The 11,986-nt window shown below is 55.9% G+C and carries 9 protein-coding genes; all 9 read left to right on the top strand.

Annotated features, from left to right (window positions below):
- Positions 1–516 precede the first annotated feature (516 nt).
- Entirely contained in the window at positions 517–1,443 is a 927-nt protein-coding gene (locus M1136_02355; protein MCL5074481.1) for a LacI family DNA-binding transcriptional regulator, read from the top strand.
- A gap of 11 nt (positions 1,444–1,454) precedes the next feature.
- Positions 1,455–2,609 carry a uroporphyrinogen decarboxylase family protein gene (locus M1136_02360; protein MCL5074482.1) on the top strand — a complete coding sequence of 385 codons (1,155 nt, stop codon included), beginning with the start codon at positions 1,455–1,457 and terminating at the stop codon, positions 2,607–2,609.
- A gap of 207 nt (positions 2,610–2,816) precedes the next feature.
- Positions 2,817–4,223, top strand: coding sequence for an ABC transporter substrate-binding protein (locus M1136_02365; GenBank protein ID MCL5074483.1), 1,407 nt, complete (start codon positions 2,817–2,819; stop codon positions 4,221–4,223).
- Positions 4,224–4,281: 58 nt separating this feature from the next.
- Complete coding sequence (locus M1136_02370; protein MCL5074484.1) at positions 4,282–5,163, top strand: sugar ABC transporter permease; 882 nt, start codon at positions 4,282–4,284, stop codon at positions 5,161–5,163.
- A 55-nt stretch (positions 5,164–5,218) separates the two neighbouring features.
- A complete protein-coding gene (locus tag M1136_02375) occupies positions 5,219–6,121 on the top strand; it encodes a carbohydrate ABC transporter permease (protein ID MCL5074485.1) in 903 nt (300 codons plus the stop codon).
- 8 nt (positions 6,122–6,129) lie between these two features.
- Complete coding sequence (locus M1136_02380) at positions 6,130–7,293, top strand: ABC transporter ATP-binding protein (protein ID MCL5074486.1); 1,164 nt, start codon at positions 6,130–6,132, stop codon at positions 7,291–7,293.
- Positions 7,294–7,300: 7 nt separating this feature from the next.
- Positions 7,301–8,476, top strand: a complete 1,176-nt coding sequence (locus tag M1136_02385) for a hypothetical protein (GenBank protein MCL5074487.1) — start codon at positions 7,301–7,303, stop codon at positions 8,474–8,476.
- An 8-nt stretch (positions 8,477–8,484) separates the two neighbouring features.
- Positions 8,485–9,543 carry a hypothetical protein gene (locus M1136_02390; protein MCL5074488.1) on the top strand — a complete coding sequence of 353 codons (1,059 nt, stop codon included), beginning with the start codon at positions 8,485–8,487 and terminating at the stop codon, positions 9,541–9,543.
- An 18-nt stretch (positions 9,544–9,561) separates the two neighbouring features.
- Complete coding sequence (locus M1136_02395) at positions 9,562–11,982, top strand: hypothetical protein (GenBank protein ID MCL5074489.1); 2,421 nt, start codon at positions 9,562–9,564, stop codon at positions 11,980–11,982.
- Positions 11,983–11,986: the final 4 nt, after the last annotated feature.

The raw sequence follows: 11,986 nt of genomic DNA on the forward strand, positions 1-11,986 counted from the left end.
CAGCGTAAGAGGGATGATAGAATAGAAGCAAAAGAGGCTCGGTCTCATCCCCTGCCCTATCTCTATTGAGGAAGGCAAAGGCGGCGGGAGGGATCAGCCGCAAGGCAGTGTGTTACAATAAGCCTATCCTCTTTATGAGAGCCTCGCTAACTGCGAATTGTGGGACACTAATGTACTTGACAATCTACAACGGTTGTAGTAGTATTTATATGGATACGTTACCATACCAGCTTACAAGCCAGACCTGTACAACAACCTTTCAGTTTGTACTGGGTCAGAGGTGAGATAAAATTACTCCAGATTGGAGAATTTTCACCACCAAGCAGCGGGGGTTTTTTAAGGTCAAGTGAGGAAACGTTACCACATTCAGTTGAGTCCTCGCCGCTAGCTCAGATCCAAGCTATGAAGATGACCACGCTGGACAAGAAAAGAGTTACTATCCGAGATGTGGCTGCACGCGCTGGTGTATCATCCTCTACCGCTTCCAGAGCTTTCAATAGGACTGGATACGCCAGCATGGCAACTAGAAAACGGGTGCTGCGGGCAGCTCATGAGTTGGGCTATATGCCTCATGCCGCAGCGCGAAGCCTGAAACTTCAACGCACCAATACAGTCGGCTTGATGATTGCCGATATCGTAAATCCCTTTTATTCCTACCTTGCTTCAGGGGTTCTCACTTGCGCGAAACGCTTGGGCTATCATGTGATACTCTGCGCTACAGATGAAGATCCCGCGACGGAGCGAGAATATTTAGATGTTCTAATGCAGGAGCGCGTGGACGGGATCGTCGCGGTCCCCACAGGTCAAAACCTGAGTCAATGGCGGCATGCTCTTGAGTTAGGCACTAGAGTGGTTCTAGTAGATCGTGAATTGTCTGGGATTTCAACTGATGTGGTCCTTGTAGATAACGTCAAGGGCGCCTTTGCCGCAGTTAGCTATCTGATTGAACTTGGGCACCGGCGTATCGGGATCCTCAATGGTCCGATCACGACGACTACAGGGAAAGGCCGCTTGCAAGGTTACTACGATGCCCTTGCAGCGGCGAACATCCCCACGGATCCTGAACTCGTCCAAATCCATAGCTTCAAACGCGAGGCCGCGTATGATGCAATTCAAAAATTGTTTTCATTGCAACGGCCACCTACGGCGATATTCGCAACGAACAACGTCCTGGGCGAAGCAGCGATGTTCGCACTCCGAGAAAGGGAGCTACGGATCCCCGAGGATGTTTCGTTGATTCTATTCGACGATGTCCCCTGGGCCCGCCTCACCACTCCCCAGGTGACAGTCGTGTCCCAGCCCGCGTACGATCTGGGCTTCATCGGCTTGGAACGGCTGGCTCAGCGCCTGCAAGAGACGGAGGGCCCCAAGCTGCGCCCTGTCAAGATAGAACTCCAACCTGAATTGATCGTTCGCCAGAGTTGCGCCCTGGCAAAGCAATAGGAGTTGGATTCGTGTCTCTACCACTTAAGATCAACATCACGTACCCAGATCAGCGCCTGAACGAGAACAGGGCGCGTCAGAGGGCAATGTGGGCACGCAGCTATCACGACCGCGTCCCTTTGTGGCTGGGTGTTCACACGCGTTACGTCCTCTGGCAACGTGGGGTATCGTACACTGAGTACTGGAAAACACCGCGCGATCACCTGATCCACCAGCTGGAGAATTTCAGGTGGATTGTTGAGAACGTGGACGATGATCGCTGGGGCGCGGATGAGATTCTCCTTGTTCCCGACTTTGAGAACATCCCAAACTCGGCAGCGATGGGATGTGCGATCGGTTGGATGGATGATGAGCCACCAAGAGCTTTCCCCTGCATCACCACGCCACAACAGATGGTGGATTTCGTCGCCCCGTCGCCTCGGGATGGCCTTTGGGGAAAGATGCTGGAGTGGTGCGCTGAGATGAATCGGCTGCTGGCGAGCGGCATGGTTTCAGTCACGCGCAACAACACGCCGCTACCAGTGCACGTGACCATGGGCGCCTATAGTCTGGGGCCATTCTCTGTGGCTGTGGACATGGTCGGGACCGTATTCTACGAATGGCTTTTGACTTACCCGCAAGCGTGCAGGTCCTTGCTAAGCAAGATCACGGCTGCCCTGATAGCAATGGAATCGTACTGCCGCCGCCTAGATTCTCGTCGCGTGGGTGGGTACAACCTGGCCGAAGATAGCGCCCAAATCATTTCTCCAAATCTTTTTGAAGAATTCTGTGTCCCTTTTGCGTGGCGACTCTATGACACTTTTCCCGGCGAGCGCACGATGCACATGTGCGGGCGCAGCAACCATCTTCACCGCAGTTTGCTTGAGGATGTACGCGTAACATACTTTTCTGGGTTCGGGTCCGTCGTGCGGCCTGAAGAGATTGCGCTAACGTTGGGCGGTCGTATGCTGCTCCGGGGCAATATTGATTGCGTGCTGCTGAAGGACGGCACATCAGAACAGGTGCGCGCCGCTGCTCGCCATTGCCTGCAGACTTTAGCGCCTTTGGGCGGATACGTTGTATGCGATGGATACAATATCGCGCCGGGTACACCTCTCGAAAACCTGTGGGCGATCAAGGATGAGGTGGCAGCGTATGGATCGCCTACGCAGGAAAGCAGGTCGTAGCACAGTGCCTGGCACTTTGGGGCAGGACGTCTGCAGCAGCAAGATCGAAAGGAGGTGAGCGGATATCGCATTTAACCCTGTCGTTCTTTCTGGTGACATTGTAGCCATCAGCTAGGCGCGTCTGGATAACCAGACGAATACTATCGGTCAGTCAGGAGATGGAGATAGGATTCTTGCGCCCTCAAGCGCAGAAGGAGTTTTTTAACCATGAGCGAATCGATGAAGATCAGCCGCAGAGAATTTCTACGAATCGCAGGGCCTGCCGTTGCAGGCCTCACCCTCGCTGCCTGTGGGGCTCCTCCTTCGTCTAAGCCCGCGCCTCCAACGGCCACCCCACAACCAGCGACTGCTCCTCCAGCAACGACGGTGCCACAACCGACTGCCACCCCTACCGTCATTGCTAAACCCGTAACCCTGCGCGTGCGCTCGTTCCTGGACATTAAAGGCACCACGCCACGCGAGAAAGCATTCGCCATGCTGGTTGAGAGTTTCCAGAAAAAGTATCCCAACATCACCGTCAACGTCGAGCAGTTACCCTATGACCAGCTCGACACGAAACTCATTGTCGAGAATGAAGCCAAGACCGCTCCCGACGTCTCATACCTATCGCCGCAACTTATCGGCAAGCACGTTGCTGCCAAGAGTTTGCTGCCGCTGGACCCCTTTATCGCCCGGTGGCCCAAGAGCAAACTCGACGAGTTCTATTCCAAGGGCATGTGGAATGCGACTGTGGTGGATGGGAAAAAGTACACTATGGCGATTGGCATCCACACGCGCGTCCTCTACACCCGCAAGGATTTTCTGAAGAAAGCCGCCTATACCCCGGACAAGATCCCGGCCACTCTTGACGAACTCGTAGAGATGGCCAAGAAGACCACAGGCGATGGTGTGTACGGTCTTGGCATCTCCCTGGGTAAAGAGCGTACCACACCTGAGATTTACTATTATGCGGTGCTGTGGGGCTTTGGCGGCGACTTGCTCGATAAGGACGGCAAGCCCGTCTTCAACAGCGAGGCCGGCGCCAAAGCCTTGGACTGGCTCAAGGACGCTGTCTTCACTTACAAAATCGTCCCCGAGTCGGCCATCTCTGCGCGCAACATCGAACTGTCGCAGCAGTTCCCCGAGGGCCGCTATGCAATGGTACTCGACGGTTCGTACCGCCTCTCGGGCTGGCTGGCGCGCAACATGAACACCGAGAACATGGGCGCGGGTCCCTGGCCAAGCAACACCGCCGGCAAACCCGCTCCTATGTTCACCAACTCCTGGGACTTGGGCATGCCTGCCAGCATCCCCAAAGAAAAGCAAGATGCCGCCTGGGCCTTTATCGCCTATTACTTTGAACCCGAAATATCCAAGGCCTACACGCTGGCGGAGGGATCAATGCCAGCGCTCAAGTCGCTGTTGGACGACAAAGAGTTCCAAACGCCGTATCACAAGGTCTTTGCCGACGTCATCGCGAGGGCTGGGCGTGGTCTGCCCATTTCGCCATTCACTGTCGAACTTGATGATTTAATCATCGAAGCAGTCCAGGATGCGCTTGTCAACAAGACGCCAAGCAAGACTGCGCTGGACAAGGCCGCAGCTGCGTACTTGAAACTCATCGGCAAGTCCTGAACTGTACTCTCGTGCAGGCGGCGCAGTGCGCCGCCTGCACATAGGTTAGAGGCAACAGATGAAGCCATTACTCCGTGAAATCTGGCGCTGGCGCCAGGCGTACCTGTTCATGGCGCCTGCAGTGCTCTTGGTGCTGGCTATTCGCTTTTATCCAACGCTGGATGCCATCCGTCTCAGTTTCTATGACATGCACCTGGGTAGACCCACTCGTTTCGTTGGACTGGAAAACTACGTGACCATGCTGTCCGACCAGCGTTTGATCACTAACCTTCGCATCACCGCAATCTTTGCCGCTTCGACCGTGGTCTTGAGTTTTATCCTAGGTTTTGGATTCGCGCTCTTGCTCTGGCGCGCGAGCCGCGGCTTCACTTTCTTCCGCACGGTCTTGTTCATCCCCTATGTCATCGCGCTGATCGTCGTAGCTCTGATGTGGCGCTGGCTGCTCGACCCAGTGCAAGGTCTGTTGAACTATCTACTCACATCGGCTGGATTTGAAAGCGTACTATTTCTCGCGCGCCCCATCACAGCGATGTGGTCACTGATTATCGTCGCCGTGTGGAATCTGTACCCGTTCCCCATGGTGCTACTGCTGGCTGGCCTCACTTCGATTCCACAGGAACTATACGCCGCCGCGCGCGTGGACGGAGTAGGTGCGTGGCAGCAGCTCACGCAAATCACCTTGCCTCTGCTGCGCCCAACCATGTTCATCACCCTTACAATGCTCACGCTGTTTTCACTTTACGCCGTCGAACTGCCGCTGGCCTTGACGAGCGGTGGGCCGGCACTGTCTACCGAGATCCTCGGTGTGCGTCTCTACGTCGAAGCGTTCCAATACTTTAACCGCGGTTACGCGTCCACCATCGGAGTGCTCACCCTCGCCATCAACATCGTATTGGTGGTGCTCTATGGACGCATCTTCCAAAGCAAGGCGTATTATTAGTGGGTGTTCGTCGTGACGACCAAAGTCATAGCGGCAAGCAATCAAGAAAGTTGTAATGACGACGACAGAAATAAAAAACGCTCTGCCCCGTCCGGGCCATAGCACATTAGAGCAAGCCGCGCGTTGGATGCGCGTTCGCGCCGTCTCTGGCCGCATCATCCTGTTTGGGATCCTGATCCTGGGCGGCATATGGGCCTTGGTGCCCATCTACTGGACACTGAGTACCTCTTTTAAGACCAGAGCGGATATTCTGAAACTCAAGGTGAATCTCGTCCCCCAACCATTCACGCTGGGCAACTATGATTTTGTCATCACAGAGCGCGCGCTCATCCCGCTGCGCAACAGCATCATCGTAGCAATCGGAACGGTGGTGCTCGGTCTGGTTGTTGCGACTTTGGCAGGGTACGCCGCGGCGCGCTTTAACTTTCCGGGCAAGCGACTCCTATTGGGCATTCTGCTCTTGACCATCATGCTCCCCGGAATCGTCATTTTGATCCCGCTGTATATTCAGATGGTCCGGATCGGCCTGCTGGATACATACGAAGTGCTCATTTTGCTCACAATGGCCTGGGTCATTCCCTTTACCGTGTGGCTGATGAAAGGCTTTTTCGAAGCAATCCCTCCGGAGTTGGACGCGGCGGCGATGGTAGATGGCTATTCGCGTTTGGGAGCATTGCTGCGCGTGGTGCTTCCGCTCTCGCGGCAAGGATTAGCGGCAGGTGCGTTGTATATCTTTATTGCGGCCTGGAACAGCTTCCTGTATCCGTTGATCTTTACTAACCGCGCGGACATGCGCACGCTTCCACTCTTCCTCTACAGTTTCCTGGGCTATTACGACATTGATTGGGGCCGCCTGGCTGCAGGCGGTATCTTCGCCGCAGCGCCCGTCGTGCTTTTGTTTATCCTGCTCCAGCGTTCCTTCATCGAGGGCTTGATCAAAGGATCATTGAAAGGATAGGGGGTACTGTGCCTGCTCTTGTTCTCGAGCACGTAACGAAACGTTTCGGCCGCGTCATCGCGGTCAACCAATTGAGCATGAGAGTCGAACCGGGCGAGTTTGTGACACTGCTGGGGCCGTCGGGCTGCGGCAAGTCTACCACGCTGAATATGATCGCCGGTTTGGAGACGATTGACGAAGGGCAGATCATCATCGGCGACACGCTCGTGAATCATCTCCAGCCTAAAGACCGAGATGTCGCCATGGTCTTTCAGAATTACGCACTCTATCCGCACATGACCGTGTTCGACAACATGGCCTTCCCCTTGAGGGCGCGACGCGTCCCACGTACCGAAATTGGCAAGATCGTGAACAGCGTCGCGAACACCCTCGGCATCAAGGGGTTGCTGGATCGCCTGCCCAAGCAGCTTTCGGGCGGCCAGCGGCAGCGCGTCGCGCTCGGACGCGCGATGGTACGCTGCCCACGCGTGTTTCTGATGGACGAGCCGCTTTCAAACCTGGACGCGAAACTGCGCATTCAGATGCGCGCGGAATTGCGGCACCTGCACGATTCGCTCAAGATCACCACGGTCTACGTCACCCACGACCAGGCCGAAGCGATGATGCTCTCCGACCGCATCGCAGTGATTGACAATGGCATGCTGCAGCAGATGGGCACTCCGCGTGAGGTGTACAATCAGCCGCTCAATCTGTTTGTCGCAGGCTTTCTTGGCAGTTACCCGATGAACTTTTTCGATAGCGCACTTCACGGCGGGACATCGCCTTACCTCAGCTGCGGCGAGTTTCACTACACGCTACTTCAACCGATGGCTGACTATCTATCCAGCGAAGCAAGCAACAGCCATGTCTGCGTGGGCATTCGGCCTGAGCACGTGTACATCGCGCTGACCGAGACACCCAACGCCATCCCAGGCGAAATCTACGTCGTCGAACAGATGGGCTCGGACACGCTGGTAGAGGTCAGTACTGGTTCGCAGCGCTTCACGGCGCGCATGGGCCCCGATTTCGAGGGACGCCCCCACGACCGCACCTGGCTTATTCTCGATCCGACGCGCCTGTATGTCTTTGATTCCACAACCAACACAACGCTGTGGTGGGGCAAGCCAGCAAAGGCATCGAACAAGGGCGCAACCGTTGCCGCGCCACCTCGAGAGACCTATGACTGGCCTTGAGAGAACTATGACCGGGAAAGAACGCATGTTGTCTGCCATGCGGCGGCATATCCCCGACCGCGTGCCTGTTTCCCCTGACATCTCAAACATGATCCCCGCGCGCCTTACGGGCAAGGACTTTTGGGAACTCTATCTGTTCAACAACCCACCATTGTGTGTTGCGTATATGGACGCAGTCCGCAAATTTGGCATTGACGCGTGGTACCTCTACGGCAAAATGCCCGGCACTAGGCGCGACCTGTTTCCCCTTCCAGCGGCGGCGTACGACATCGGCGGCTTTTTGGTTCATCCCGATCTCGTTCGCCGTACGCTGGTTGACCACCGCCCCAGGGATGTAACCGAGGAAGTGGTGATCGAGACGCCGTTAGGCGAATTGAATAGTCGCATGGTCTATCTGCGCGACAACTCTCCTTGGCCCGATCACGGACTCATCAAGGACCCCGTGAGCGATTGGCAAAAGTTGCATTGGCTGATGGGCGAAGAATGGTGTTTTCCGGATATCCTGGAAGATTACGCGCTCGTCGGCGACCTCGGCGTCTATGCGATCAGCCTCGACCTTCCTGTAGACTGGTGGGTGCGCATCCGCGATCACGGCGACGAGATGGCGCTGTATGATTTCTTCGATTATCCCGAACTGATGGACGAGATCATGGAATTCTACTTGCGCTACAGTCTCGCGCGCCTCAAGGCTTGCCTCGCTGCCAGGCCAGACGAGATCATCTTTCAGGGATCGCGGTCCTCTCTGAGCCTCATCTCCCCGGCAATCTATAGGCGCTATAACCTGCCATGGATCAAGGCCACGACCGCCCTCACGAAAGAAGCGGGCATGATCGCACACCAGCACACCTGTGGCCGTTCCTGGCTTATTGTCGAAATCAATTATAACGAGACGCAACTCGACGTGATGGAACCGCTCGAACCTCCGCCGGGCGGCGATGTTGATCTGGCTCTGGCGAAAACGCGCTTTGGCGACAAGTTCTGCTTGAAGGGCAACATCAACACCTTTGTGACGATGCTCTCCTCAGTGGACGAGGTTGAAGCAGCAGCAATCAAGTGCATCGAGGACGCGGCTGAAGGAGGTGGCTATATTCTCTCAACGGGCGATCAATGTGGCCGCGATACGCCCGATGAGAATATCTACAAACTGGTCGAGGTGGCGGAGAAATATGGCCGCTATAGATAACGGCAATCATGGATAGCCGAGAAAGAGTTCTCCTTGCCTTCAATCACCAACAGCCCGACCGTGTCCCTCTCGACACGTGGATGACGGACGATGCGCGCGAGGTATTGCGTAAGTATTTTGGCTTGTCCCCAGAGCGCGATCCGTATGCACGATGGCCCGAAGGATTGCTGCAACGTTTCTACGTAGACCTGCGTCATCCCCAATTGCCATACATCGGTCCGCCTCTGCGAGTCTTCGAGGATGGCTCATGGGAGACCGAGTGGGGGTTCCGTCGGCGCGGCTTATATGCAGGCGTATCTATCACCCACCCCCTGGCTGATGCAAAAGACATTGAAGATGTCCTGCGCCATCCCTTCCCCGACCTCAACTGGTACGATTATTCGGGACTGCGGGAGTATTGCAGAGTGCATCGTCAGTACGCGCTCTGCGGCGGGAGCTGGAGTCCATTCTTCACCCAGGCCTGCCATCTCATGGGGATGGAACGATTGCTCATCAACCTGTACGACGCACCCGGCCTTGTGTTCGCTCTGCTGCATCGCCTGGTAGACTTTCACATCGCGCTGTCTGAGCGAATGTTCGAGAGCGCGCCAGGATATTTTGATATTATGTTCATTGGCGATGACTATGGAGGCTCGAACAACCTGCTCATGAGTCCTGCGCACTGGCGCGCGCTGATCAAGCCAGAGTTGCAGCGGCTTGTTGATCTGGCTCATGCCTACGGCCTCAGGTTCATGCTGCATTGCGATGGCGCGATTCGCGAGATCATACCCGACCTGGTGGAGATGGGGGTGGATGCGCTGAACCCGATTGAGCCAGAGGCAAAAGGGATGGACCCCGTGGAGATCAAGCACGCCTTCGGCGATCAGCTGGTCTTGCACGGGGCCGTGTCGCTGGTCACCAACCTCGCGCTCGGCACAGCAGAGGATGTGCGGCAAGAGGTCAGACGTCTGCTGCGCGAGTTGGCGCCAGGCGGAGGGGTGATCCTGTGCCCGGCAAACTATTTACTGCCTGATATTCCTGTGGAGAACATACTTGCTCTCTACGATACGGTGTATGAAGAGGGATGATAGCGTGAGGAGGGATTCATGACTCAGTGGTACTTTGCGCTCTGCCAACACCCGATGTATCTCATCATCGAGCAAGATGAAACTGCTGCGGAACGCACGCCGCCGTGGGGCGAGCCGGACATCAAGGCATATATCGCGCGCATCCGTCGCAACCTCTCCGCGCTCGACCGTTATCCACACCTCAAATTCAACTATGACTTTTCAGGCGTCGAACTCGAAAACCTGGCGGAACACGCCCCTGACCTGATCGAGCGGCTGCGGCATTTTGTGCAGGTTGGCCGTGTGGGATTTGTCAATGGCAGTTATGCGCAGGCGCATCTCCACGGCCTGGGAAGCGAGTCTAACTTGCGCCAAATGACCGAAGGGCTCGCGGCGATAGAGCGCATCGTCGGCGTGCGCGTGCGCTCGTATGCCCACCAGGAACCCGCCATTCATGACCAGATGCCGCAGATTCTCCGCGCGTTGGGATATCGCTTTGCGGTCACACCAGGATTTTTCTGGGTCCTCTCATTCCTCACTCCTCATGAGATCCTTGGGGTTCAGTACCAGGGGCTGCGATTCTTGCATGACGAGGAATTTACCCAGTGGCACGGACTCGACGGGACTGAGATTCCCCTTTATCTCGCACAGCCGCGCCTACGCCCTAAGGGCAGTGTGCATGGCTCCGACAGCCATCGTGAGGAACTCCGCCGAGAGTTCGTCAAGGACCTCTTACACTATCCGCCGATTCGCTGCGACTTTCCAGATATGGTGGATATTGACGATGAGTGGATCGAGGACCATGCCGATCACGAGTTTGTCGTCCTTGACCACGCATTGGAATCCCGGTTGGCCGAGTCCCCCTCAAGGTCGCACACGCGCCTTTACACCTATTGGGGCTATGGCGATGGGATTAATGCCGAACTTCTTCATCGCACTGATCGAAGCGCGGAAGCAGCTCTGCTTGAAGCCGAGGGGCTTGGCGCGCTCGCGCACGCGCTTGCCGGCCGACCTGTGGATAATCTTCGCCCTGCATGGCACGCACTCCTTCGCGCGCAGCATCATGATTGCTACTGGATGGCTGGGGTGGGCTTGCACAAAAAGGCTGTCGGCTGGGTAGTGGAGGCGCAGGCAGCAGCTGAGAATGTCATTGCCGCAGCGACAAGCGCGATTGCCTCTCAGATAAACACTCGCGCTTTTTTGAAAGGGACCCTCTTGATCGTATGGGAACCCTGGCCCGTCGCGCGCACGGATGTAGCCTCCGTGGAGTTGGATCTGCCGGACTCGTCTGTCGCCAATCTCAATGTGCGAAATGCAGATGGATCGGAGGTGCCTAGTCAAATTCTGGCCGTGGAGCGTAAAGATAAAGGGGCGAAGGTGCAGCTGCTCTTTCGTGCCGATACGCGGGGCTGGGGATACCAAATCGTCGAAGCCGCCCCAACGTCCGGAGAGGCGAGTCTATCAGGATCATCGTTTTTTCAAAATGCCTTCTATCGCGCCACACTTGAAGCGGACGGGACATTCAGTTCGCTGCGCACGGCGAAAGGCGATGTCGAAATGATCGCCCCTGGAAACGATGGCGGGAACACACTGAGGGTGAGAGCTCCCGACGCGTGGCGCGAGTTTGTTCCGAGTGGGAAACCCGTCATCACCGTTGGTAAGGTCGCGCAGCGCGTGTTAGTCGAAGGCAAGATTGGGGATGTCAGCGTAATTCAGGAAATCCTCCTCTACCATCATCTGCCACGCATTGATTTTACGTTGACCTTTAACTTTGCCAACACCTTATTCGGCAACTATTGGGAAGACGAGAGCAAACTTAATGTGTACTGGCCTGTTGCGCCGCGAGGCAGCATCACCCATGATATTCCTTTTGGCGTCATTCGCGGGAGAGAAGAGCGACCGTTCTTCCCGACCAGTTGGGTGCGCTTGGGCAGCGAAAAGGCGGGCCTGGCTGTTTTCCATCGCGGCACAAATCGCTTTTGGGTGCGGGGCAATGTATTGGCGAATGTCCTGGCTTGCGGGATAATGGGCAGAGACTTTGGCACACGCGCCATGCCGCAAGTGTACATCAAAGACTACGATCTTCGCCTGTGCGGATGCCACGTCATTCATTATGCAGTCTATCCGCATGACGGCGATTGGCGAGGAGCGAATGTGCCTGCACAGGCATTCTCATACCGCTATCCACTGCGGGTAACAATGGCGAGAGAGGCAAATGGCTCACTTCCAAGTGCGATTTCGCTTCTTCGCCTAGAGAGTGCCAATTTGATCCCGACCGCGTTGTTCGCTCGCGATGATGCCATCGTATGCCGCTTGTTTGAAACCATGGGCGCAACGACACAACTACATACGATTTGCTGCGACCCGTGGCGCGTTGCAAGTGTGCGCACACTTGATAGTGAATCGGTGGGAGTGATCGAGCCGTTCAAGATTGCTGAGGTGCTGTTCCAAAAAGGGTAAGTGG

This window comes from Chloroflexota bacterium, assembly GCA_023475225.1.
Taxonomy (GTDB): domain Bacteria; phylum Chloroflexota; class UBA6077; order FW602-bin22; family JAMCVK01; genus JAMCVK01.

Bases quoted from the DNA above. Each gene is read 5' to 3' on its own strand.
- M1136_02355 (MCL5074481.1), top strand. From the start codon at position 517: ATGGCAACTAGAAAACGGGTGCTGCGGGCAGCTCATGAGTTGGGCTAT.
- M1136_02365 (MCL5074483.1), top strand. From the start codon at position 2,817: ATGAGCGAATCGATGAAGATCAGCCGCAGAGAATTTCTACGAATCGCA.
- M1136_02370 (MCL5074484.1), top strand. From the start codon at position 4,282: ATGAAGCCATTACTCCGTGAAATCTGGCGCTGGCGCCAGGCGTACCTG.
- M1136_02375 (MCL5074485.1), top strand. From the start codon at position 5,219: ATGACGACGACAGAAATAAAAAACGCTCTGCCCCGTCCGGGCCATAGC.
- M1136_02385 (MCL5074487.1), top strand. From the start codon at position 7,301: ATGACCGGGAAAGAACGCATGTTGTCTGCCATGCGGCGGCATATCCCC.
- M1136_02390 (MCL5074488.1), top strand. From the start codon at position 8,485: ATGGATAGCCGAGAAAGAGTTCTCCTTGCCTTCAATCACCAACAGCCC.
- M1136_02395 (MCL5074489.1), top strand. From the start codon at position 9,562: ATGACTCAGTGGTACTTTGCGCTCTGCCAACACCCGATGTATCTCATC.